This window comes from Streptomyces griseorubiginosus (assembly GCF_001514195.1).
GTDB classification, from domain to species: Bacteria; Actinomycetota; Actinomycetes; order Streptomycetales; family Streptomycetaceae; genus Streptomyces; species Streptomyces griseorubiginosus.
This window is the reverse complement of record NZ_KQ948735.1, coordinates 340,935-365,355: the sequence shown is the minus strand read 5'-3', so window position 1 is coordinate 365,355 and position 24,421 is coordinate 340,935. Positions and strand designations below refer to the sequence as shown.

General features: G+C 71.0%; 17 protein-coding genes. 4 read left to right on the top strand and 13 right to left on the bottom strand.

From position 1 onward, the window contains the following. Positions 1-20 precede the first annotated feature (20 nt). The 9 genes from AQJ54_RS08160 to hrcA all read right to left on the bottom strand — a co-directional run bounded on the left by AQJ54_RS08160 (position 21) and on the right by hrcA (position 9,825). A complete protein-coding gene (locus AQJ54_RS08160; RefSeq protein ID WP_062235498.1) occupies positions 21-926 on the bottom strand; it encodes a ribonuclease Z in 906 nt (301 codons plus the stop codon). 6 nt (positions 927-932) lie between these two features. Then, positions 933-1,286, bottom strand: a complete 354-nt coding sequence (locus AQJ54_RS08155) for a histidine triad nucleotide-binding protein (protein ID WP_020136241.1) — start codon at positions 1,284-1,286, stop codon at positions 933-935. 31 nt (positions 1,287-1,317) lie between these two features. Then, positions 1,318-4,533 carry a S41 family peptidase gene (locus tag AQJ54_RS08150; RefSeq protein ID WP_062235495.1) on the bottom strand — a complete coding sequence of 1,072 codons (3,216 nt, stop codon included), beginning with the start codon at positions 4,531-4,533 and terminating at the stop codon, positions 1,318-1,320. Between the two features lie 45 nt (positions 4,534-4,578). Then, on the bottom strand, positions 4,579-5,112 hold the full coding sequence (locus AQJ54_RS08145) for a hypothetical protein (RefSeq protein ID WP_062235493.1): 534 nt from the start codon (positions 5,110-5,112) through the stop codon (positions 4,579-4,581). Positions 5,113-5,201: 89 nt separating this feature from the next. Continuing rightward, the gene (locus AQJ54_RS08140; RefSeq protein ID WP_062027688.1) at positions 5,202-5,594 is read right to left on the bottom strand and encodes a VOC family protein; all 393 of its coding nucleotides are present in this window, start codon (positions 5,592-5,594) and stop codon (positions 5,202-5,204) included. Between the two features lie 17 nt (positions 5,595-5,611). Beyond that, positions 5,612-6,361 (bottom strand): 16S rRNA (uracil(1498)-N(3))-methyltransferase, encoded by a 750-nt coding sequence (locus tag AQJ54_RS08135; protein WP_062027686.1) that lies wholly within the window; start codon positions 6,359-6,361, stop codon positions 5,612-5,614. Next, on the bottom strand, positions 6,358-7,434 hold the full coding sequence (locus tag AQJ54_RS08130) for a nitronate monooxygenase (RefSeq protein WP_062027684.1): 1,077 nt from the start codon (positions 7,432-7,434) through the stop codon (positions 6,358-6,360). The genes AQJ54_RS08135 and AQJ54_RS08130 overlap by 4 nt, the downstream gene beginning before the upstream one ends. A 234-nt stretch (positions 7,435-7,668) precedes the next feature. Beyond that, positions 7,669-8,808, bottom strand: a complete 1,140-nt coding sequence (gene dnaJ, locus AQJ54_RS08125; protein WP_007381949.1) for a molecular chaperone DnaJ — start codon at positions 8,806-8,808, stop codon at positions 7,669-7,671. Further along, entirely contained in the window at positions 8,809-9,825 is a 1,017-nt protein-coding gene (gene hrcA, locus AQJ54_RS08120; protein WP_020136235.1) for a heat-inducible transcriptional repressor HrcA, read from the bottom strand. 151 nt (positions 9,826-9,976) lie between these two features. Between hrcA and AQJ54_RS08115 the strand changes: the two genes are divergently transcribed. Both AQJ54_RS08115 and AQJ54_RS08110 read left to right on the top strand, forming a co-directional pair. Then, positions 9,977-10,708 (top strand): MBL fold metallo-hydrolase, encoded by a 732-nt coding sequence (locus AQJ54_RS08115; protein ID WP_062235490.1) that lies wholly within the window; start codon positions 9,977-9,979, stop codon positions 10,706-10,708. 31 nt (positions 10,709-10,739) lie between these two features. Beyond that, positions 10,740-11,546, top strand: a complete 807-nt coding sequence (locus AQJ54_RS08110) for a DUF3097 domain-containing protein (protein WP_062235487.1) — start codon at positions 10,740-10,742, stop codon at positions 11,544-11,546. 195 nt (positions 11,547-11,741) lie between these two features. On the opposite strand, the gene hemW is transcribed toward AQJ54_RS08110, so the two are convergent. After that, positions 11,742-12,974, bottom strand: coding sequence for a radical SAM family heme chaperone HemW (hemW, locus tag AQJ54_RS08105; RefSeq protein WP_062237025.1), 1,233 nt, complete (start codon positions 12,972-12,974; stop codon positions 11,742-11,744). 31 nt (positions 12,975-13,005) lie between these two features. Next, positions 13,006-15,342, bottom strand: coding sequence for an ATP-binding SpoIIE family protein phosphatase (locus tag AQJ54_RS08100; protein ID WP_062235484.1), 2,337 nt, complete (start codon positions 15,340-15,342; stop codon positions 13,006-13,008). Between the two features lie 100 nt (positions 15,343-15,442). On the opposite strand from AQJ54_RS08100, the gene AQJ54_RS08095 reads away from it, so the two are divergent. Together AQJ54_RS08095 and AQJ54_RS08090 are read left to right on the top strand one after the other, a co-directional pair. Further along, entirely contained in the window at positions 15,443-19,573 is a 4,131-nt protein-coding gene (locus AQJ54_RS08095; protein ID WP_211278507.1) for a HAMP domain-containing protein, read from the top strand. Positions 19,574-19,586: 13 nt separating this feature from the next. Further along, positions 19,587-20,132 (top strand): response regulator, encoded by a 546-nt coding sequence (locus AQJ54_RS08090; protein WP_062235477.1) that lies wholly within the window; start codon positions 19,587-19,589, stop codon positions 20,130-20,132. 91 nt (positions 20,133-20,223) lie between these two features. Here the strand turns inward: AQJ54_RS08090 and AQJ54_RS08085 are convergent, their stop codons facing one another. Together AQJ54_RS08085 and lepA are read right to left on the bottom strand one after the other, a co-directional pair. Further along, a complete protein-coding gene (locus AQJ54_RS08085) occupies positions 20,224-22,098 on the bottom strand; it encodes an AMP-dependent synthetase/ligase (protein ID WP_062235474.1) in 1,875 nt (624 codons plus the stop codon). A gap of 236 nt (positions 22,099-22,334) precedes the next feature. Further along, a complete protein-coding gene (lepA, locus tag AQJ54_RS08080; protein WP_062027670.1) occupies positions 22,335-24,203 on the bottom strand; it encodes a translation elongation factor 4 in 1,869 nt (622 codons plus the stop codon). Between the last annotated feature and the right edge of the window lie 218 nt (positions 24,204-24,421).

The following is a 24,421-nucleotide window of genomic DNA, read 5'->3' as shown; positions in this document are numbered from 1 at the left end:
CAAAGCATCGTACGGCTGCTCTACCGCCGTTTCGGAACCGGCACCCGCAGCAGGTCGTGGGCCACGGTCAGCTCGCCCTCGTACCCGGCGGCCCGCGCCTGCCGCTCGAACTCGTCCGGGTCGGAGTAGCGCTGGCTGAAGTGGGTCAGCACGAGATGCCGCACACCGGCGTCCCGGGCGACCCGCGCCGCCTGACCAGCCGTCAGGTGACCGTGCTCCACGGCGAGTTGCTCGTCCTCGTCGAGGAACGTCGACTCGATGACGAGCATGTCGGCGCCGTCGGCGAGCGCGTGCACGCCGTCGCAGAGGCGGGTGTCCATGACGAACGCGAACCGCTGGCCGCGGCGGACCTCGCTGATGTCGTCGAGCGAGACGCCGTTCAGTGAGCCCTCGCGCTGGATCCGGCCGACGTCGGGTCCCTTGATGCCGTGCGCGGCGAGCCGGTCGGGGAGCATGCGGCGGCCGTCGGGCTCGGTCAGGAGGTAGCCGTAGGACTCGACGGGGTGGGAGAGCTTGCGGGCCTCGAGGGTGTAGCCGGCGGTCCGTGCGATCACCCCGTCCTCGGCGACCGGTGCCTCGGTGAGCGCGACCGTCTCGCGGTACGCCGTCGCGTACCGCAGGCGGTCGAAGAAGCGCTGCCCGGACTTCGGGTAGTGGGCGGTGACCTCGTGCGGGACCCGGTCGAGGTTGATGCGCTGGATCACTCCGGCGAGGCCGAGTGAGTGGTCGCCGTGGAAGTGGGTGACGCAGATGCGGTTGAGGTCGTGGGCGGCGACCCCGGCGCGCAGCATCTGGCGCTGGGTGCCCTCGCCGGGGTCGAAGAGGAGGCCCTCGCCGTCCCAGCGCAGCAGGTAGCCGTTGTGGTTGCGGTGCCGGGTGGGGACCTGGCTGGCGGTGCCGAGGACGACCAGTTCACGTACGGACATGGGGAGTTATCCGGGGGGCCACTGGAGGCCGCGGCCGCCGACCACATGGGCGTGGGCGTGCCAGACGGTCTGGCCCGCACCGCTGCCGGTGTTGAAGACGGTGCGGTAGCTCTCCAGCTTCTCGTCGTCGGCGACGGCCTGGGTCTCGCGCAGGACGTCCGCGGCGAGTTCCGGGGCGGCGGAGGCGAGGGCCGCGGCGTTCTCGTAGTGGGCCTTGGGGATCACCAGGACGTGGGTGGGGGCCTGCGGGTTGATGTCCCGGAAGGCGACGGTGGTGTCCGTCTCGCGGACGATGGTCGCCGGGATCTGACCTGCGACGATCTTGCAGAACAGGCAGTCGTCCTGGGGTTCCCCTGCCATGCGGTTCCTTCCGTAGAGGTCCTGAGGCATCTTAACGAGGCGTGGTCGGCGGAGTCTTCGCCGGCCGTTCCTCCAGCGCCTCCAGAGCCAGCCGCACCGCCTCGTCCAGTTGTACGTCCCTCCCCGCCGCGTGGTCCTGCGGCCGCTGTACGACCTCCACGTCCGGGTCGACGCCGTGGTTCTCCACGCCCCACTCGTAGCCCTCCAGCCAGAACGCGTACTTCGGCTGGGTGATCAGCGTGCCGTCGACCAGGCGGTAGCGGCTGTCGATGCCGATGACACCGCCCCAGGTGCGGGTGCCGACGACCGGGCCGATGCCCAGCGCCTTGATCGCCGCGTTGACGATGTCGCCGTCGGAGCCGGAGAACTCGTTGGCCACCGCCACGACTGGCCCCCTGGGCGCGTCCCAGGGGTAGCTGTACGGCCGCATCCCGCGGGGCACCGCCCAGCCGACGATCCTGCGGGCCAGCTTCTCCACGACCAGCTGGGAGGTGTGGCCGCCGCGGTTCTCGCGCACGTCCACCACGAGGCCCTCGCGGGCCACCTCCACCCGCAGGTCGCGGTGGATCTGGGCCCAGCCGGGGGCCTGCATGTCGGGGACGTGGAGGTATCCCAGCCGTCCCCCCGACTTCTCGTGGACGTAGGCGCGGCGGTCGGCGACCCAGGCGTGGTAGCGCAGGGTCTCCTCGTCGGAGATCGGCACGACGACGGCGTGGCGCAGCTCGCCGCCGCCGGACGGGGAGACGGTCAGCTCGATGGGCTTGTCCGCCGTGCCGACGAGCAGCGGTCCGGGGCCGGTGACCGGGTCGACCGGGTGGCCGCCGACGGCGACGATCGCGTCCCCGGCGCGGACCGCGACCCCGGGTGCGGCGAGCGGGGAACGGGCGTGCGGGTCGGAGGTCTCGCTCGGCAGGATGCGGTCGATGCGCCACAGCGGCGATCCCCCCGGACCGTCCTCGTGGCGGGAGATGTCGGCGCCGAGGAGTCCCTGCCGGGGCCCGTGGCCGTGGCCGCCGCGCGGGGTGACGTAGGCGTGCGAGGTGCCGAGTTCGCCGTGCACCTCCCACAGGAGGTCGACGAGGTCGTCGTGGGTGGCCAGGCGGTCCAGGACGGGCCGGTACCGGTCGAGGACGCCGTCCCAGTCGACGCCGCTCATGTCCGGGCGCCAGAACTGGTCCCGCATGATGCGGCCGGTCTCGTCGTACATCTGCCGCCACTCGGCCGACGGGTCGACGGTCTGGCGGATCCGGCCGAGGTCGACGGTGATGTTGGTGTCGCTGTCCTCGTCGCCGGAGGCCCGCCGGTCGCTCGGTACGACCTTCAGCCGGCCGTCGGTCCACAGCAGCACCCGCTTGCCGTCACCGCTGACGGCGAAGTGGTCGGCGTCGCCCGCGAGGTGTTCGAGGCGCTGCTGGGCGAGGTCGTAGCGCTGGAGGTCGGTCTTGGGGTCGGGGTCGTCCGGGGTGGCCCGGGAGGCGCCGAGGACGCCCTGGACGGGGTGGCGCAGCCACAGGACGCCGTCCTTGGCCGCGCGCAGGTTGGAGTAGCGGCCCGCCTCGACCGGGAAGGGCACGATCCGGTCGGCGAGGCCCTCCAGGTCGATGCGGGTGGTCGGGGTGCCCTCGCTGTCGGGGGTCTCGTCCTTGTCGGGGGTCTCGAAGGGGCGGCCGTGGCGCTGGGGCCCGAAGGGCGAGGGGGTGGTCGCGGCGAGGGTGATCAGGTGCGGGCGGTCGCCGACCACGAAGGCCAGGTCGAAGACGTGCTCGTCGTAGACCGGGTCGAAGGAGCGGTTGGACAGGAACGCCAGGTGCTTGCCGTCCAGGGTGAAGGCGGGGGCGTAGTCCTGGAATCGCAGGGGGGTGGCCTCGGTGACCGAGAGGTCGGTGGTGTTGGCGAGGCGGAGCTGGGAGAGCGGGCCGGGGCCGGGGTGCGTCCAGGCGAGCCAGGCCGAGTCGGGCGAGAAGGTCAGGCCGCGGACGTCGCCGTCCTCGCAGCGGTCGACCTCACGGACCTCGCCGGTCTCCCGCTCGACGAGCAGGACCCGGCCGTCGTGCGCGGCGACCGCGGCCCGGCTGCCGTCGGGGGCCATGGCGAGGCCCAGGACCCGGCCGAGCTGTCCGGCGGCGAGGCGGCGCGGGGTGGCGCCGGGGGCGAGGCCGGTGGCGGGTGCGAACTCCAGGGCGTCGTCGCCCTCGGCGTCCGTCACCCACACCACCCACTCCTCGCCCTCGGTGCGGAAGGTGCGGGGCAGCCGGGCCCGCACGCCGGGTTCGACGGCGAGGGCGCGGGCCGGTCCGGCGCGGTGGGTGACCCAGTGGACGGCTCCGCGCACGGCGACCGCGCTGCCGCGCGCGGTGTGGTCGGGGGCGGCCGAGCCGAACCAGTGGGCGGCGTTCACCGGGAACGGCTGCCGGTCGACGCGCTGGCCGCCGAGCCGGACGTCCAGGCGGCGGGGTTCGGCGCCGTCGAGATCGTCGAGGATCCACAGCTCGCCGGCGGAGGAGTAGACGACCCGGGTGCCGTCTCCGGAGGCGTGCCGGGCGTAGTAGCCGTCGAGGGGAGTGTGACGGCGCAGGTCGGAGCCGTCGGCAAGCGAGGAGTAGAGCGCGCCGGTGCCCTCGTGGTCGGAGAGGAAGGCGATCCGGTCCGCCGCCCACACCGGGTACTCGATGTTGCCGTCGAGGTCGTCGTGCAGCCGTACGAACTCCCCGTCGCCCTCGCGGTCGATCCACAGCTTGCCCGCGGTACCGCCCCGGTAGCGCTTCCACCACGCGGCCTCGCGACCCATGGGGGCGGACAGGAGCACGGTCGCCGGGCCGTGCGCGACATGGCCGACGGGCCCGTACGGCAGGGTGGTGCCGGGGCCGCCGTCGAGCGGGACGGTGTGCGCCCAGCTGCGGCGCAGGCTCGCCTGGCCGTGAGTGGTGATGGCGAGGACCTCGCCGTCGGGGGTCCAGCCGCGCACCTGGGTGCGGGAACTGCCCCAGTACGTCAGTCTCCTGGTGGGTCCGCCGTCGACCGGGGCGATGTGCACCTCGGGGGCGCCGTCGCGGGCCGAGGTCCAGGCGACGGTGGTGCCGTCGGGCGAGATCCGGGGGTGGGTGACCGGGACGTTGTCGGCGCTGACCCGCCAGGCGCGGCCGCCGTCGAGCGGCGCGAGCCACACGTCGTCCTCGGCGGTGAAGGCCACCAAGTCGCCCTGCAGATGCGGAAACCGGAGATATGCAGACGTCGCAGGCTGTGTCACCCGATCACCCTATGCACGCGCGGTCGCCGTGCACAGAGGTTTCGATCACTTGCCGTCGGGCCAGCACTGCGGGTCCCGCTGGCACCAGATGGTCTTGGTGACGGTCACGGTGACGGTGGGGCCGGGTTGGTTCGGGTTGTTGACCGGCGGGGTGGGCGTGGCGTTGCAGTTCCCGAGTCCGTCCACGCGGAACCACTGCTTGCCGCCGACGGTGGCGGTCAGGTTCCCCCGCACACACGCCCCGCTCACGGTCCGGGTCACCTTGCCCTTGACGGTGATGTCCTTGCCGTCCCTCGTCTTCCCCTCGCAGTCGACGGTGGCCACGGTGTTCACACTGGCGCTCGGCGTCCGGTCGCCGTTGTCGTACGAGGCCGTACAGGTCAGCCAACTCACGTCGGCCTTCTGCCGGTTCAGCTCCTTGGTGACCAGCTGGTCGGTGGTGTAGGACACGGTCGCGGAACTGACCGCACCGGCCGGATCGCAGGCGGAGAGCCCGCCCACGGCCAGCACGGCGAGCACCACCGCACCCACCGTCCGCACCCCGCGCGGCCGACGCCAGATCTGCCTCAACGCCCCCATGGACAGCAGACTGCCACCGCGCACCGTCCGACGGAAGAGCGCATACGGCCACGCGCGCGCCGGGCGCTCCCCGGACCGTGCGCCCGCGCTCAGCCGCGCAGCAGCAGCCACTCCTGGAGTTCCACCAGGTTGCCCTCCGGGTCCTTGAGGTGGGCCACGCGCATGCGGTCCGTCATGGGGGCGGGGCCGTTCAGGAGGGTCGCGCCGCGGGCGGTGAGCTGCGCGCAGTAGGTGTCCAGGTCGTCCACGCGGAGCACCACCAGGGAGCGGTGACCGGTGGCCGTGCCGCCGAGTTCGTCCAGGACCTCGGCCATCATCGAGCGGTCCTGGAGCGCGATGCCGGCCGAGCCGGTGGCGGGGCTGAACTTCTCGTACGGTCCGTCCGTCGCGCCCGACTGGGGCTTGAGGCCGAGGACGTCGGCGTAGAAGCGGTAGCAGGCGGCGAAGTCGGTGACGAGCAGGCGTACTTGGGCGAGTTCCACAGCCGTCCTCCAGGAGGTCAGGACCAGCGGCCGGTGCGGCCGAGGAGCAGGGCGGTCGCCGCGGTCCCGGCGGTCGAGGTGCGCAGCACGGTCGGCCCGAGGACATAGGGCCGCGCGCCGGCCTCCTCGAAGAGCGCCAACTCGTCCTTGGCGACGCCGCCTTCGGGGCCGACGACCAGCACGATCTCGCCCTCGTCTGGCAGTTCGGCGGTGGCCAGCGGCTCGCTGCCGCGATCGAAGTCGGAGTGGAGCACCGCGGCGAAGTCCGCTTTGGCGAGAAGTGCGGCAACCTGCTTGGTGCTCGCCGCGTCCGCGACCTCGGGGAAGCGGACCCGGCGGGACTGCTTGCCGGCCTCGCGGGCGGTGGCCCGCCACTTGGCGAGCGCCTTCAGGCCCCTCTCGCCCCGCCACTGGGTGATGCAACGGGCCGCCTGCCACGGCACGACGGCGTCGACGCCGACCTCGGTCATGGTCTCCACGGCGAGTTCACCGCGGTCGCCCTTGGGGAGGGCCTGGACGACGGTGATGCGGGGCTGGGGCTGCGGCTCCTCGGACACCGAGTCCAGCTGGACGACCAGCCGGTCCTTGCCCTCGGCGGCGAGCACCACGCAGTCGGCCCACCGACCGGTCCCGTCGGTGAGGATGACGTCCTCGCCGGGCTGGAGCCGCTTCACCGAGACGGCGTGCCGGCCTTCGGGGCCGTCGAGGACGTAGTGTCCGCCGCCTCCCGCGTCGAAGTGGTCGACGACGAATACGGGCGCGGTCATCGCAGTCCTCCCTTGGCCGACAACGCTGTCCGAGCGTCCGCGAGTTCGGCCGCGAGGAGCTCCACCAGCTGTCCCGCGGGCAGGTCGCGGGCCATGCGGTGGCCCTGTCCCGCCCACAGTGCCATGCCCTGGGCGTCCTTCGCCTTGGCGGCGGCCTTCCGCAGCGGCGCGGTGAGGTGGTGGACCTCGGGGTAGGCGGCGGGCGCGTAGGGGCCGTGCTCGCGCAGGAACCGGTTGACCAGGCCCCGGGCGGGGCGGCCGGAGAAGGCGCGGGTCAGCTCGGTGCGGACGAAGAGCGGGTTGGTCAGCGCCTGCTTGTGCACGTCGGGGGCGCCGGACTCGTGGGTGGCGAGGAACGCCGTGCCGAGCTGGGCCGCGCACGCGCCCGCGGCGAGGACGGCGGCGATCTGGCTGCCCCGCATGATGCCGCCGGCGGCGACGATCGGGAGGGTCACGGTCTCGCGGATCTGCGCGACGAGGGAGAGCAGGCCGAGTCCGGAGCCGTCCTGCTCGGGGATGTCCCGGTGGGTGCCCTGGTGGCCGCCGGCCTCCACGCCCTGGGCTATCACGGCGTCGGCGCCCGCGTACTGGACGGCGAGGGCCTCTTCGGGGGTGGTCGCGGTGACGAGGGTGAAGATGCCGGCCCGGCGCAGGGACTCCAGGGTCTCGGCGCTCGGGATGCCGAAGTGGAAGGAGGCCACGGGGACCGGGTTGTCGAGGAGGACGGCGAGCTTGGCGTCGTAGCCGTCGTCCCGTCCGCTGTCGGGGTCGCCTAGCTCGGTGTCGTACCAGCCGGCCTCGCCGGCCAGCTGGTGGGCGTAGACCTCTACGGCGGCCGGGTCCGCGTACTCCGGCTGCGGCATGAAGAGGTTGACGCCGAAGGGCCGCCCCGTGAGGCCGCGCAGCTGCTTGATCTCCTGGTACATCCCGTCGGCCGTCTTGTACCCGGCGGCCAGGAATCCGAGCCCGCCCGCCTCGGACACGGCGGCGGCGAGCTGCGGCACGGAGACGCCGCCCGCCATGGGGGCCTGCACGATCGGATGAGGGAAGAGATCGGTCAGTGCGGAGGACATGACGGCATGTTGTCACGTCCTCCGAACAAGTCCGAATCCGGCCGCCCCGTTGGCATGGGCCAACGGCACGGACCAGGAACCAGGCTCAGATACGGCCGAGCACAGGCCCTTCAGCAGGCTCAGGTACGCCCGTTGAACGCGTCCTTCAGCCGCGAGAACAGCCCCTGCTGCCCCGGCTGACCGTGTCTGCCCGGGGGACGACCCCCGGACCCCCGGCAGTCGTCCTCCCACAGCTCAAGTACGCCCGTTGAACGCGTCCTTCAACCGCGAGAACAGCCCCTGCTGCCCCGGCTGGAACTGCCCCGTAGGCCGTTCCTCGCCGCGCAGCTTGGCCAGCTCGCGGAGCAGTCGTTCCTGTTCCGGGTCCAGCTTCGTCGGGGTCTGGACCTCGACGTGGACGATGAGGTCGCCCCGGCCGCCGCCGCGCAGGTGCGTGACGCCCCGGCTGTGCAGCGGGATCGACTGGCCGGACTGGGTGCCGGGCCGGATGTCGACCTCCTCCATGCCGTCCAGCGTCTCCAGCGGCACCTTCGTGCCGAGCGACGCCGCCGTCATCGGGAGCGTGACCGTGCAGTGCAGGTCGTCACCGCGCCGCTGGAACTGCGAGTGCGGCAGCTCGTGGATCTCGACGTAGAGGTCACCGGCGGGACCGCCACCGGGACCGACCTCGCCCTCGCCCGCGAGCTGGATCCGCGTGCCGTTGTCCACACCCGCCGGGATCTTCACGGTGAGGGTGCGGCGCGAGCGGACCCGGCCGTCGCCGGCGCACTCCGGGCACGGGGTCGGGACGACGGTGCCGAAGCCCTGGCACTGCGGGCAGGGACGGGACGTCATGACCTGGCCCAGGAAGGACCGCGTCACCTGCGACACCTCACCGCGACCGCGGCACATGTCACAGGTCTGCGCGGAGGTACCCGGCGCGGCGCCCTCACCACTGCACGTGGTGCAGACGATCGCCGTGTCGACCTGGATGTCCTTCGTGGTGCCGAAGGCCGCCTCGTCGAGCTCGATCTCCAGCCGGATCATCGCGTCCTGGCCGCGCCGGGTGCGCGAACGCGGACCCCGCTGCGAGGCCGTACCGAAGAACGCGTCCATGATGTCCGAGAAGTTCCCGAACCCACCGGCCCCGAAGCCGCCCGCGCCTCCGCCGCCGGCCTGCGAGAGCGGGTCGCCGCCGAGGTCGTAGACCTGCTTCTTCTGCGGGTCCGACAGCACCTCGTAAGCGGCGTTGATCTCCTTGAACCGCTCCTGGGTCTTCGGATCCGGGTTGACGTCCGGGTGCAGCTCGCGTGCGAGCCGGCGGAACGCCTTCTTGATCTCATCCTGCGACGCGTCGCGGCGCACGCCGAGAACGGCGTAGTAGTCCGTGGCCACTTACGACTCCGCCAGGATCTGTCCGACGTACCGTGCCACTGCGCGTACCGCTCCCATCGTTCCCGGGTAATCCATGCGGGTCGGTCCGACCACGCCGAGCTTGGCGACTGCCTCGCCGCCCGAACCGTAGCCGACCGACACCACGGAAGTGGAGTTGAGTCCCTCGTAGGCGTTCTCGTGACCGATACGCACGGTCATGCCCGAATCCCCGGCCTCTCCAAGGAGTTTGAGGAGGACGACCTGTTCCTCCAGTGCCTCCAGGACGGGCCGGATGGTGAGGGGAAAGTCATGTCCGAAGCGGGTGAGATTGGCTGTGCCGCCGATCATCAGCCGCTCCTCGTTCTCCTCGACGAGTGTCTCCAGGAGAGTGGAGAGCACTGTCGCGACCGTACCCCGATCCTCGACGTCGAAGCCCTCGGGCAGGTCCTCGACCAGTCGGGGCACATCGGCGAACCGCCGCCCCGCGACCCGGCTGTTGAGCCGGGCCCGCAGATCGGCCAGCGAGGCCTCTCCGAACGGCGCCGGGCAGTCGACCAGCCGCTGCTCGACCCGGCCGGTGTCCGTGATCAGCACGAGCATCAGACGGGCGGGCGCGAGCGAGAGCAGTTCGACGTGCCGGACGGTGGACCGGGTGAGGGAGGGGTACTGCACGACGGCGACCTGCCGGGTGAGCTGCGCGAGCAGCCGCACGGTCCGGGCCACGACGTCGTCGAGGTCCACGGCGCCGTCGAGGAAGTTCTGGATGGCGCGCCGCTCCGGGGCGGTCATCGGCTTGACGCCCGCCAGCTTGTCGACGAACAGCCGGTAGCCCTTGTCGGTGGGGATGCGCCCGGCACTGGTGTGCGGCTGGGCGATGAACCCCTCGTCCTCCAGGGCCGCCATGTCGTTGCGGACGGTCGCCGGGGAGACTCCGAGGTTGTGCCGCTCGGTCAGGGCCTTCGACCCGACCGGCTCCTCGGTGCCGACGTAGTCCTGGACGATGGCGCGCAACACCTGGAGCCTGCGTTCACTCAGCATCGCGCACACCTCCAGAATGCGTTCCCTCGGTACCTCGCCTGGCACTCTGTCCGTCCGAGTGCCAGCGCTCCCCGGCCCAGTGTACGGCGGTGGGGTGCTCCCAGGGCAAGGTCGGTCCCGTGGGGCGGGTTCCTGCCGTTAGCGTCGCGGTATGACGGTGACTTGGGAAGAGCTCGGGTGGGAGCGGGTCGCGACCGGGGTCGGGCGGTGCCGGCTGCCCCGCTGGGACTGTACGGCGGGCCTGGTGATCGGCGCGGGCACGGCCCTCCTGATCGACGCGGGCGCCGACCGCGCCGAGGGCGCACGGCTGCGTGCCGAGGCGGAGGAACTGGCCGGCCACCGTGTGACCCATCTCGCGCTGACCCACCCCCACTTCGACCATGTCTTCGGGGCTGCGGCGTTCGCGGGGGCGGAGGTGTTCGGCGCGGTGGGCGTGGAGACGGTGCTGACGGGACGCCTCGGCCGCGCGGAACTGCGGGCGGACGCGGTCCGCAACGGCCTGGAGCCGGCGGCGGCCGACGAGGCGGTGGACGCCCTGGCCTCCCCCCGGCATCACGTCTCCGGCGAGTGGACACTCGACCTGGGCGACGGCCGCCAGGTCCTGCTGGCGAACGTCGGCCCCGGGCACACGGCCCACGACCTCGCCGTCCTCGTCCCCGGCTCCCCGGAGGTGGTCTTCTGCGGCGACCTGGTCGAGGAGTCCGGCGAACCCCAGGCGGGCCCGGACGCCGTACCCCGGCAGTGGCCCGCGGCCCTGGACCGCCTCCTCGACCTGGGCGGCGAGGACGCACTGTACGTGCCCGGTCACGGAGCGGTGGTGGACGCGGAGTTCGTACGACGCCAGCGGGACGCCCTGGCGGGAAGCTTCGGCGTGTCGCGTTAGCCCGGGGCGAGCTTCTCCTATCGTCATCCGAATGCGCCAGTACTCCGCCGACCTGACCCCTCCGTGGAAGAAGCCGAAGCCGGTACCGGAGATCCCGGCCGAGCCCGGCCTGGTGGTCGAGGAGCCCGGCACCGGCTTCTGCGGCGCGGTGATCCGCTGCGAGGCCGGCACGGTGACCCTGGAGGACCGCTTCGGCAAGCACCGGGTGTTCCCGCTGGAGCCCCGCGGCTTCCTGCTGGAGGGCCGGGTGGTGACCCTGGTGAGACCCTCGGCGGCGGCTCCCGTACGACCGTCCCGCACCGCGTCCGGCTCGGTGGCCGTGCCCGGCGCACGCGCACGCGTGGCCCGCGCCGGCCGTATCTACGTCGAGGGCCGCCATGACGCGGAACTGGTCGAGAAGGTCTGGGGCGACGACCTGCGCATCGAGGGCGTGGTCGTGGAGTACCTGGAGGGCGTGGACGACCTCCCCGCGATCGTGTCCGAGTTCGCACCCGGCCCGGACGCACGGCTGGGCGTCCTGGTGGACCACCTGGTGCCGGGCAGCAAGGAGTCCCGTATCGCCGCATCGGTCACCAGCGAACACGCCCTGGTCGTGGGCCACCCGTACATCGACATCTGGGAGGCGGTGAAGCCGTCGTCCCTGGGCATCGAGGCGTGGCCCCGCGTCCCCCACGGCCAGGACTGGAAAACGGGCGTGTGCAAGGCACTGGGCTGGCCGTCGGACAACACGGGCGCGGTGTGGCAGGCGATCCTGAAGCGGGTGGGCTCTTACAGGGACCTGGAGCCGGAGTTGTTGGGCAGAGTGGAAGAGCTGATCGATTTCGTCACGGCGCCGTGAGCAAGCGGGTGGTCGTGCGTCTGCGGGCCGGTGGGGGGCTGGTCGCGCAGTTCCCCGCGTCCCTTGGGTGGTTGCAGCCAGGTCGGCGTGTCACTGATGGCAGCCGCAACCTACTCAGGGGCGCGGGGAACTGCGCGACAAGCCACGAACAAACCCGCAGCCGCCCGACGACGCAGCCCCCACCCCCTTAGGCGCTCAGTCCACCAGGTCCCGCACCACCGCATCCGCCAGCAACCGCCCCCGCAGCGTCAACACAGCCCGCCCCTGCTCAAAAGGCACTCGCTCAAGCAGCCCCTCTTCGAGTGACCGCTTCGACGCGGCGAACCCCTCCTCGCGCAGGAGAGCGAGCGGCACCCCCTCCCGCAACCGCAGCTCCAGCAGGATCCGCTCCACCCGCCGGTCCTCGTCCGAGAGCAGCTCACGCCCCGCCCCCGGCGACTTCCCCGCAGCCAGCGCCGCCGCGTACGCCCCCGGGTGCTTCACGTTCCACCACCGCACCCCGCCCACGTGCGAGTGCGCTCCGGGGCCCGCGCCCCACCAGTCGGCGCCCCGCCAGTACAGCTCGTTGTGCAGACAGCGGGCCGCCTCCGAGGTGGCCCAGTTGGAGACCTCGTACCAGTCGAACCCCGCCTCCGCCAGCACCGAGTCAGCGATCAGATACCGGTCCGCGTGCACGTCGTCGTCGGTCATCGGCACCTCGCCCCGACGGATGCGCCGGGCCAGCTGGGTGCCTTCCTCGACGATCAGCGCGTACGCCGACACGTGGTCGGGCCCGGCTCCGAGCGCCGCCTCCAGGGACGCCCGCCAGTCGTCGTCGGACTCGCCCGGGGTGCCGTAGATCAGGTCGAGGTTGACGTGGTCGAACCCCGCCGCCCGGGCCTCCGCCACGCACGCCTCGGGCCGACCCGGGGTGTGCGTGCGGTCCAGCACCTTCAGTACGTGCTGCCGGGCGCTCTGCATCCCGAAGGAGATCCGGTTGAAGCCGCCCTCGCGCAGCGCGGCCAGGTACGCCGGGTCGACGGACTCCGGGTTCGCCTCGGTGGTGACCTCGGCGTCCTCGGCGAGACCGAACTCGTCACGGATCGCCGCGAGCATCCGTACGAGGTCCCCGGCGGCCAGCAGCGTCGGCGTACCGCCCCCGACGAACACCGTGCGCACCGGCCGCGGGTCGTCGCCGAGCACCTTCCGGGCCAGCCGGATCTCGTCGATCAGGGTCTCCGCGTAGTTGTCCCGGGAGGCCAGCACCCCGCCCGTGCCGCGCAGCTCGGTCGCCGTGTAGGTGTTGAAGTCGCAGTAGCCGCAGCGGGTCGCGCAGTACGGGACGTGCAGGTAGAAGCCGAGGGGACGGTCGGCGGAACCGGGGAGCGCGGACGCGGGGAGCGAGCCGTCGTCGGGGACGGGTTCGCCGTCGGGGAGTGCGGAGGGCATGTCCTCCATTGTCCAGCACCCGGGCGCGGAGCTACTCCGCCTGGAGGACCAGCAGCGCCAGGTCGTCCTCGGGCGGCCGGGCCCCGAACTCGTGGACCAGCCGTTTGATCCGCTCTGCGATCAGCTCGGCGTCCAGCCCGGCGCACCCCGCGAGCGCCTCGGCGAGCCCGTCCTCGTCGTCGAACTGCCGGCTGCCGCTGCGCCGCTCGGTCACCCCGTCGGTGACGCACAGCAGGCTGTCGCCGGGCCGCAGCTCGAAGGTCTCGCTGGTGTACGTCTCGTCCTCGACGACCCCGAGCAGGGTCTGCGGGCGGGCGACCGTACGGACCTCGCCCCGTGCCCCGAGCAGCAGCGGGAGCGGGTGTCCCGCGGAGGCGAGGGTGCAGCGCACTCCGCCCTCGAAGGGCACCAGCTCGCCGTAGAGGAGGGACAGGAAGCGGGTCTGCGGGCCGTCGCCGGGGTGCGGGGGGCGTCCGCCGGCGGAGGCCAGTGCCCGCGCCGCCGCGTCCGCGGCCTCCGTCGCGTCGTCGAGGAGCAGCTGGTTGAGGCGGTCCAGGACGTCGGCGACGCGGTAGCCCTCGCGGGCCAGCAGCCGGAGCCAGGGGCGGGCCAGGCCGATCACCACGGCGGCCTCGGGGCCCTTGCCCTGCACGTCACCGACGGCGAAGCACCAGCGGCCGTCGCCGGCCGGGAAGAGGTCGTAGAAGTCGCCGCTGGGCCCGCCCTTGTCGCACGGCTCGTACACGAGGGCGCTCCGCACGCCGGGTATCTCGGCGACGGCGCCCGGCAGCAGCCCGCGCTGCAGCACAGCGCTGATGGTGGCCTGGCGCGCGTACTGCCGGGCGGCCCCGATGGCGAGCGCGACCCGACGACTGAGGTCCTCGACGAGCCCGGTGATCTCGTCGGGAAGGGACCCCACTCCGGCCCGCCCGATGACGAGCGTCCCGAGGGGACGACCCCCGGCGGTCAGACGGTAGGCGAGGGCGGAGCCGGGTGGGGTGGCGGGGAGGGGTTGGTGGCCGGGGGCGGGTTGGTGGCCGGGGGCGGGTTGGTGGCCAGGGGCGGGTCGGCGGCCAGGGGCGGGTGCGAAGTCACCATCGGAGCTGTGGCCGGGGCCGTGACCGGAGCCAGGGCCGTGACCGGAGCCGGGGCCGGTGGCCGGAGTGGAGGCGGACCCGGAGCCGGAACCGCGCTCGGCGCCGGAGGCGGAGCCGTACTCCAAGCCGGAGGCCGCGCCGGCCTCGGAACCGGACCCAGAATTGGCCTCGGAACCGGGCCCGGAACCGGTGTCGGAGCCGTGCTCATGCCCGGACCCGGATCCGGCCGCGCCCAGGGCCTCTGTCGGCCAGGGGAACGGGACGGGCCCCGTGCCGTCCGGGCCGCCGTGCAACTGCGGTGGCTCCTTCTCCAGCGCCCGCCGCAGCTCCTCGATACGCGTCTCGCTGGCGTGCCAGACCCGGGCCAGACGGGGCCCGGAAGCACCGCTGTCGCCCCGGCCCCCGCCACCCCCCTCGGCCTCACCCGGGCGGGGAGAGCCCCACCGGCCCGCCACCTCGTCCTCCAACCACACCGCACACCAGTCGGCCAGCCGCGGCACGATCAGCTGACCGGCGAGCGCGGCGACGAGGTTCTCGTCCAGCTGCCCGGCGAGCAGATCGGACGCCTCGGCCAGGAAGGAGAGCGCTCCGCGGTTGAGCCAGTCGCGGTCCTGTTCCACGCGGGCGCGCGGCTGTGGGGCGGGCGCCAGAAGCCCGGGCAGGCCAGGGGGCGAATCCGAGCCCGGCAGCCCCCGCTCATACCCGTCCACGTCTCCGTCCCCGTCCCCGCCCCCGTTCCCCTCCCCGTACTCCCCCGCATACGCCTGGATCCCCTCCAGCGCCTCCTTGCCCCCGGCCGGCAGTCGCGCCCACACCGTCTTGGCGCCCGTGCGATACGTGATGCCCCAGGACTCCGCGAGCGCGGCGACCAGGCGGAGCCCCCGCCCGTACTCCGGTATGCCGTAGGGCGTCTCGGTGTCGCCGTCACGTGGGGCACGCGAGGGGTGGTGGTCGAGGACCTCGATGACGAGGGCACCGGTGTGCGCCTCCAGCCGGCCGTCCAGTTCGACTTCGGTACCGGCGTGCACGACGGCGTTGGTGACCAGCTCGCTGACGACCACCACCGCGTCGTCCGACTGCCGGGGAGTCAGGAACTCGGTTCCGGGCAGGGCCAGTTCGGCCCATTCGCTCAGCGTGGCCCGTAACAGCGCCCGGGCCGCGCCCGGAGTGAGCGGGGTGCCGGGGAAGGTGGCACGGACCCGCACCGGAGCGAGCGCGTGCGTGTCGGCCCCATGGGCAACGGATTCCCGTTGCGCAGGAATGGCCCCCATGTCCGTCTCCCCGGGCAGTTCGGACGATTGCGCCTCTGAATGCGGACAGAGTGACAGACTGGCCCAGCCCATAAGCGCCGAGTTACCGAAGTGGGCCGCCATGAGTGAGAACAGTGGTACGCCTGTGTTCGAAGAAGGACAGAAAGAAGCCTGGATTCGAGCATCGGACCTGCGCCCTCTGCTCGCCGCAATGACCGCTGCCCGGGACGGCGACTTCCGCCGGATGCCGGAGTCCGGCGACGGGATCGTGGCCGAACTGACGGCCGTCTTCAATCAACTCGTCGACCGCAACATCCACTTCACCGGTGAGGTCAACCGGGTGAAGCGCGAGCTGGTGCGGCACGGCCGGCTCGACGAGCGGCTCTCCCCCAGCCCCGGGCAGGGCACCTGGACCTCCCGGGTCAACGACGTGAACCAGCTGCTCGACGCCCTGGTGGCCCCGGCCGCCAACGCGACCCGGGTCCTGGACGCGGTCGCCGGTGGCGATCTGACCCAGCGCGTGGACCTGCACGACGGCAACCGCCAACTGCGCGGTGATCTGCGGCGGCTCGGCCGGGCCGTGAACAAGATGGTCGACCAGCTCTCCCTGTTCACCGGCGAGGTGACCCGGGTGGCCCGAGAGGTGGGCACCGAGGGCCGGCTGGGCGGCAGGGCCAAGGTGACCGGCCTGTCGGGCAGTTGGCGGGACGTGACCGAGGCGGTCAACACCATGGCGTCCCGGCTGACCGCCCAGGTCCGGGACATCGCCCTGGTGACCACGGCGGTGGCCCGCGGCGACCTGACCCGCACGGTCACCGTCGAGGCGACCGGCGAGCTGCTCGAACTGAAGCTGACCGTGAACACGATGGTCGACCAGCTCTCCGCTTTCGCCGACGAGGTCACCCGTGTCGCCCGCGAGGTGGGCACCGAGGGGCAGTTGGGCGGCCGGGCCCAGGTGCGGGGCGTCTCCGGGGTCTGGAAGGACCTCACGGACAACGTCAACTTCATGGCCTCGAACCTGACGTCCCAGGTCCGGAACATCGCCCAGGTCACCACCGCGGTGGCCAACGGCGACCTGTCCCAGAAGATCACCGTGGACGCCCAGGGCGAGATCCTGGAGCTGAAGTCGACGATCAACACCATGGTCGACCAGCTCTCCGCCTTCGCCGACGAGGTCACCCGCGTCGCCCGCGAAGTCGGCACCGAGGGAAACCTCGGCGGCCGGGCCCAGGTGCGGGGTGTGTCGGGCGTCTGGAAGGACCTCACCGACAACGTCAACTTCATGGCCGACAACCTCACTTCGCAGGTCCGCAACATCGCCCTGGTGTCGACCGCCGTCGCCCAGGGCGACCTCGGCAAGAAGATCACCGTGGAGGCGAAGGGCGAGATCCTGGAGCTGAAGTCGACCATCAACACCATGGTCGACCAGCTCTCCGCCTTCGCCGACGAGGTCACCCGCGTCGCCCGCGAAGTCGGCACCGAGGGAAACCTCGGCGGCCAGGCGCAGGTGCGGGGCGTCTCGGGCGTCTGGAAGGACCTCACCGACAACGTCAACTTCATGGCCCTGAACCTGACGTCACAGGTGCGGAACATCGCCCAGGTGACCACGGCCGTGGCCAACGGCGACCTCTCCAAGAAGATCACCGTCGACGCGCGCGGCGAGATCCTCGAACTGAAGGACACCGTCAACACGATGGTGGAGCAACTGCGCGCCTTCGCCGACGAGGTGACCCGCGTGGCCCGCGAGGTCGGCACCGACGGCCGACTCGGCGGCCGCGCCCAGGTGCTGGGCGTCTCCGGCGTCTGGCGGGACCTGACGGACAACGTCAACTACATGGCGGACAACCTCACTTCGCAGGTCCGCAACATCGCCCAGGTGACCACCGCCGTGGCCAACGGCGACCTCTCCAAGAAGATCGACGTGGACGCGCGCGGCGAGATCCTGGAGCTGAAGACCGCCATCAACACCATGGTCGACACGCTCTCCTCGTTCTCCTCCGAGGTGACCCGCGTGGCCCGCGAGGTCGGCTCCGAGGGCCAACTCGGTGGCCAGGCACGGGTCGAGGGCGTGTACGGCACCTGGAAGCGCCTGACGACCAACGTGAACGAACTCGCCTCCAACCTGACCACCCAGGTCCGCGCGATCGCCGAGGTGGCCTCCGCGGTGGCCCAGGGCGACATGTCCCGCTCGATCACGGTGGAGGCACGCGGCGAGGTCGCCGAGCTGAAGGACAACATCAACCTGATGGTGGCCAACCTGCGCGAGACGACCCGCGCCAAGGACTGGCTGGAGTCCAACCTCGCGCGTCTGGCCGCCCTGATGCAGGGCCACCGGGACCTGATGGAGGTCGCCGACCTGATCCTGCGCGAGCTGACCCCGCTGGTGAACGCGCAGTACGGCGCCTTCTTCCTCGCGGACCCGGACGAGGACGGGTCCTCGCTGCGCACCACCGTTCCCGCGAAGGGACTGGCGTTCATCGCGGGCTACGGCTCGGCGCAGGGCGCGACCGTCGACACCGGGGGCATGCCGGTGCACGGTCTGGTCCGGCAGGCGGCCCGTGAGAAGAAGCGGATCCTGGTGGAGGAGGCCCCGCCGGACTACATCAAGATCAACAGCGGGCTGGGCGAGGCCGCCCCGAGCAGTGTCGTCATCATCCCGATCCTCTTCGAGGACAAGCTCCTGGGCGTCATCGAACTCGCCTCCTTCTCCCGCTTCTCCGACGTCCACCTGGCGTTCTTCGACCAGTTCGTGAACACCATCGGCGTGGCCATCAACACCATCATCGCCAACTCCCGCACCGAGTCCCTGCTCGGCGAGTCCCAGCGCCTGGCGATGCAGCTCCAGGAGCGCTCCGACGAACTCCAGATGCAGCAGGCGGAGTTGCAGCGCTCGAACGCCGAACTGGAGGACAAGGCCGCCCTGTTGGCCACCTCCTCGCAGTACAAGTCGGAGTTCCTGGCGAACATGTCCCATGAACTGCGCACCCCGCTGAACTCCCTGCTGATCCTGGCCAGGCTGCTCTCCGACAACCCGGACGGCCATCTCTCCGACCAGGAGGTGCAGTTCGCGACGACGATCCACCGGTCGGGCAGCGACCTCCTCCAACTGATCAACGACATCCTCGACCTGTCGAAGATCGAGGCCGGCCGGATGGACGTACGCCCGAAGAAGCTGCCGCTCATCAAGCTGCTCGACTACGTCCACGCCACCTTCCGCCCGCTCACCCTGGACCGGGGGCTCGCCTTCGAGGTGGCGGTCGGCGAGGCCGTACCGCGCGAGATGTACTCCGACGAGCAGCGCCTCCAGCAGATCCTGCGCAACCTGCTCTCCAACGCGATCAAGTTCACCGCCAGCGGCCGGGTCGAGCTGCGGGTCAACCGCATCAAGGACCCCGAGCACCGGTACGTCCGCGACAGCGACGACGTCATCGCGTTCGCGGTGTCCGACACCGGCATCGGCATCGCGCGGGAGAAACTCCCGGTGATCTTCGAGGCGTTCCAGCAGGCCGACGGCACCACCAACCGCAAGTACGGCGGGACCGGGCTCGGCCTCTCCATCAGCCGCGAGATCGCGGGTCTGCTGGGCGGTCGTATCGTCGCAGAGAGCGAACCCGGCAAGGGCTCCACCTTCACGCTCTACGTCCCGGTGGTCAGCCCCGGGCACTCGGCCACCGGCCCGACCGCCGAGGACCGCGCCCTGCCCGACCCCGACGACCTGGCCGGCGAGCCCTACCCGACCGCCCACGACGCCGAGGACTCCTGGCCCGCGCCCACCAGGCTGGAGGCGTGGCAGACCGGACGGGCGGGCCAAGTGCTGTCCGGGCGAAGGGTGTTGATCGTGGACGACGACATCCGCAACGTCTTCGCGCTCACCCATGTGCTGGGCCGGGTCGGCATGCCGGTGCTGTACGCGGAGAACGGCCGCGAGGGCATCGAGACCCTGGAGCGCAACCCGGACGTCGAACTCGTCCTGATGGACATCATGATGCCGGAGATGGACGGCTACGAGACCATCGCCGCCATCCGCCGCACCGCCCGCTGGGCCGGACTGCCCATCGTCGCGCTCACCGCGAAGGCGATGCCCGGGGACCGCGAGAAGTCCATCGCGCGCGGCGCCAACGACTACGTACCGAAGCCGGTGGACGTCGACCAGCTCCTGACCGTCGTCTGCGCCCTCCTCGACCCCGAGGGCACGGAGACGGAGGAGCGGACCGACGCCGAGGAAGCCGTGGTCCGGCCCACCGACGACTGAATGAGGCAGTCACATGAGCACTGAGGCAACGACCGACGACGGTGCCGGCATCCTCCTGGTCGACGACATGGAGGACAACCTGACAGCGCTGGAGGCGGTCCTCGGGTCCCTCAACGAACCACTGGTACGCGCCCGTTCGGGAGAGGAGGCGATGAAGGCCCTGCTCCGCCGCCGGTTCGCCCTGGTCCTCCTGGACGTGCGGATGCCGGGCATGGACGGCTTCGAGACCGCCGCCAACATCAAGCGCCTGGACCAGACGAAGGACGTCCCGATCATCTTCCTGACGGGAGCGGAGGACGACTCCGGCTACGCCTTCCGCGGCTACGCGACCGGCGCGGCGGACTACCTGACCAAGCCGTTCGACCCCTGGGTGCTACGAGCGAAGGTCACCGTCTTCCTGGACCTGCACCGCAAGAACCAGCAGCTGGAGCGGCTACTGGCCCGGCAGCGGTCGGACTACGAGGAGGTGAGCAAGCGACTGGCGTCCCTGGAGGACGAATTGACGGAGGCTCAGCGCACCCAGGTGAAGGAACTCCGGCACCTCCTGGAGAAGCGGTGAGATTGTTCCTTTAGGGGCGCGGGGAACTGCGCGACAAGCCACAACGGACCGCAAGCCGCCAAGCAGCCCCCGCCACCCCTCCGCTCACGCGCTAGGCCTCCCGAGACCCCGCGTACATCTCCTCGATCAGCGCCTTGTACTCCCGCTCAACAACAGGCCGCTTCAGCTTCAGACTCGGCGTGATCTCCCCGTGCTCCACATCCAGATCCCGCGGCAGCAACCGGAACTTCTTGATCGTCTGCCACCGCTGAAGCCCCTCGTTGAGCTGCTTCACATACCCCTCGACCATGGACACGGTCACGGGCGCGGCGACGACCTCCGCGTACGACTTCCCTTCGAGCCCGTTCTCCTTGGCCCACTCCAGGATCGACACCTCGTCCAGCGCGATGAGCGCGGTGCAGAAGTTCCGGTCCGCCCCGTGCACGAGGATGTTGGACACGTACGGGCACACCGCCTTGAACTGTCCCTCGACCTCGGCGGGCGCGATGTACTTGCCGCCGGACGTCTTGATGAGGTCCTTCTTGCGGTCGGTGATCCGCAGGTACCCGTCGGGCGACAGCTCGCCGATGTCCCCGGTGTGGAACCACCCGTCGGCCTCCAGCACCTCCGCCGTCTTCTCGGGCAGCCCGTGGTAGCCCTCCATGATCCCGGGGCCGCGCAGCAGGATCTCCCCGTCGTCGGCGATGCGGACCTCCGTGCCGGGCAGCGGCTTGCCGACCGTGCCGGTGCGGTAGGCCTCGCCCGGGTTGACGAAGGAGGCCGCCGAGGACTCCGTGAGGCCGTAGCCCTCGAGGATGTGGATGCCGGCGCCGGAGAAGAAGTAGCCGATCTCCGGGGCGAGCGCGGCGGACCCGGAGACACAGGCCCGCAGGTTCCCGCCGAACGCCTCCCGGATCTTCGCGAAGACCAGCGCGTCGGCGACCTTGTGCTTGGCGCTCAGCCCGAAGGACGCGGAGGCGACCCCGGTCCGCCGGAAGTTGTCCTGGCTCTCCTTGGCGTAGGCGCGCCCCACCTCGGCGGCCCACTGGAAGATCTTGTACTTGGCGCCACCGCCCGCACGGGCCTTCGCGGCGACCCCGTTGTAGACCTTCTCGAAGATGCGCGGCACGGCGGCCATGTAGGTCGGCTTGACGACCGGGAGGTTCTCGATGATCTTGTCGACTCGGCCGTCGACGGCGGTGACGTGACCGACCTCGATCTGCCCGGAGGTGAGCACCTTGCCGAAGACATGGGCGAGGGGCAGCCACAGGTACTGCACGTCCTCGGGGCCGACCAGTCCGGTCGCGGCGATCGCCTTCGCCATGTAGGACCAGTTGTCGTGCGGCAGCCGTACGCCCTTGGGACGGCCCGTGGTGCCGGAGGTGTAGATCAGGGTCGCGAGCTGGTCCTTGGTGATCGCGCCGACCCGCTCCTTGATCAGGTCGGGGTCCTTCTCCAGGCGGGCGGTGCCCCGGGCCTCCAGCTCGGCCAGGGTGAGGACGAAGTCGCTGGTCTCGACACCGGCGGAGTCGATCACCACGACGTTCGTCAGCGCGGGCAGCTCACCGCGCTTCTCGACCGCCTTGGCGAGCTGCGCCGCGTCCTCCGCGATCAGCACCCGGCTCTCGGAGTCGGAGAGGATGAACGCCGACTCGTCGGCGTTGGTCTGCGGGTAGATCGTGGTCGTGGCGGCGCCGGCGCACATGATGCCGAGGTCCGCGAGGATCCAGTCGAGCCGGGTCGAGGAGGCGAGGGCGACCCGCTGCTCGGGCTGCACCCCCAGCTCGATCAGTCCGGCGGCGATGGCGTGCACCCGCTCCGCGGCCTGCGCCCAGCTGAGCGACTTCCACTCGTCCGGGCCCTCGCCCGAGGCCGCCGGCACCGGGTAGCGGTACGCCTCGGCTTCCGGTGTGCTCGCCACGCGCTCCAGGAAGAGGCTCGCCACACTCGGCGGACGGTTCTCGATCAGTGTCTGTGTGTCGCTCACGACATCCTCCGGGGCCCGCGACAGTGCGGCGGCTGGCTCTGGTTGCGGCTGTTGTTTAACTCGCGAGTAACTATCGAGCAGAGATCAGAGTAAAGCGCGGCCGACCCGTTCGTAAGGGGCGGCGGCCTGTCACTTCCTACAGAGCGCGACGTTACGCACGCGTAGGGGCCCGCCGCACTTTCGCACGACGGACCCCTTTCCATCCGATTCGGCCCGTAACCGGGTGTAACCCGCGGTTACTTCTTGCCCTTGCCCGATCCCGCGCTGTCATCGCTGGAGAGGACGGCGATGAAGGCCTCCTGCGGAACCTCCACGGAACCCACCATCTTCATCCGCTTCTTGCCTTCCTTCTGCTTCTCCAGCAGCTTCCGCTTACGGGAGATGTCACCGCCGTAGCACTTGGCGAGGACGTCCTTGCGGATGGCGCGGATGGTCTCGCGGGCGATGACCCGGGAGCCGATGGCGGCCTGGATCGGCACCTCGAAGGCCTGCCGTGGGATGAGCTCGCGCAGCTTGGCGACGAGCCGCACTCCGTAGGCGTAGGCCGCGTCCTTGTGGGTGATCGCGGAGAAGGCGTCGACCTTGTCGCCGTGCAGCAGGATGTCGACCTTGACCAGGGACGACGTCTGCTCACCGGTGGGCTCGTAGTCCAGCGAGGCGTAACCGCGCGTCTTGGACTTCAACTGGTCGAAGAAGTCGAAGACGATCTCCGCGAGCGGCAGCGTGTAGCGGATCTCGACGCGGTCCTCGGAGAGGTAGTCCATGCCGAGCAGGGTGCCGCGCCGGGTCTGGCACAGCTCCATGATCGAGCCGATGAACTCGGTCGGGGCGAGGATCGTGGCGCGTACGACGGGCTCGTACACCTCGTTGATCTTGCCCTCGGGGAACTCGCTCGGGTTGGTGACGGTGTGCTCGGTGCCGTCCTCCATCACGACCCGGTAGACCACGTTGGGCGCGGTCGCGATCAGGTCGAGCCCGAACTCGCGCTCCAGGCGCTCACGGATCACGTCGAGGTGCAGCAGGCCGAGGAAGCCGACACGGAAGCCGAAGCCGAGGGCCGCGGAGGTCTCCGGCTCGTAGACGAGGGCGGCGTCGTTGAGCTGGAGCTTGTCCAGGGCCTCGCGCAGCTCGGGGTAGTCGGAGCCGTCCAGCGGATACAGGCCGGAGAAGACCATGGGCTTGGGGTCCTTGTACCCGCCCAGGGCTTCCGTGGCCCCCTTCTGCTGGCTGGTGACGGTGTCACCGACCTTGGACTGGCGGACGTCCTTCACACCGGTGATGAGGTAGCCCACCTCACCGACTCCGAGACCGTCGGCGCCCAGCATCTCGGGCGAGTTGGTGCCGATCTCCAGCAGCTCGTGGGTGGCGCCGGTCGACATCATCTTGATGCGCTCGCGCTTGTTGAGCTGACCGTCGATGACACGGACGTACGTCACGACACCGCGGTAGGAGTCGTAGACCGAGTCGAAGATCATCGCGCGGGCGGGGGCGTCGGCGACACCGACCGGGGCCGGGACGTCCTTGACGACCCGGTCGAGGAGCGCGTCGACACCGAGCCCGGTCTTGGCGGAGACCTTGAGGACGTCGGACGGGTCGCAGCCGACGAGGTTCGCGAGCTCCTCGGCGAACTTCTCGGGCTGCGCGGCCGGCAGGTCGATCTTGTTCAGCACGGGGATGATCGTGAGGTCGTTCTCCATCGCCAGGTACAGGTTGGCGAGGGTCTGGGCCTCGATGCCCTGGGCGGCGTCGACGAGGAGGACGGTGCCCTCACAGGCGGCGAGCGACCGCGAGACCTCGTAGGTGAAGTCGACGTGCCCGGGGGTGTCGATCATGTTGAGGATGTGCGTGCTGTCCTTGTCGTGGGTCGGAGCCCACGGCAGACGCACCGCCTGCGACTTGATCGTGATTCCGCGTTCGCGCTCGATGTCCATGCGGTCGAGGTACTGAGCGCGCATCTGGCGCTGCTCGACCACACCGGTCAGCTGGAGCATCCGGTCGGCGAGCGTGGACTTGCCGTGGTCGATGTGCGCGATGATGCAGAAGTTGCGGATCAGAGCCGGGTCGGTACGGCTCGGCTCGGGCACGTGGCTGGGGATCGCGGGCACGCAGGGTCCTGATTCTTGAGGCGTCCGCAGTGTCTGCGGTCTCGGGTCGGATCGATACGTAGCCTCCATGGTCCCACGGGCGGGGACCGGCGACCGGTTTGGGCCACGTGCGGGGCCGCTGGTAGTCTGGGCAGCTGTGTCTCATGCCCTCTCAGCGCGAGGCACACACTCTGAAAATCACCGGTACGGGTCCAGCATGGTCCCGTGCCTGAACCTGT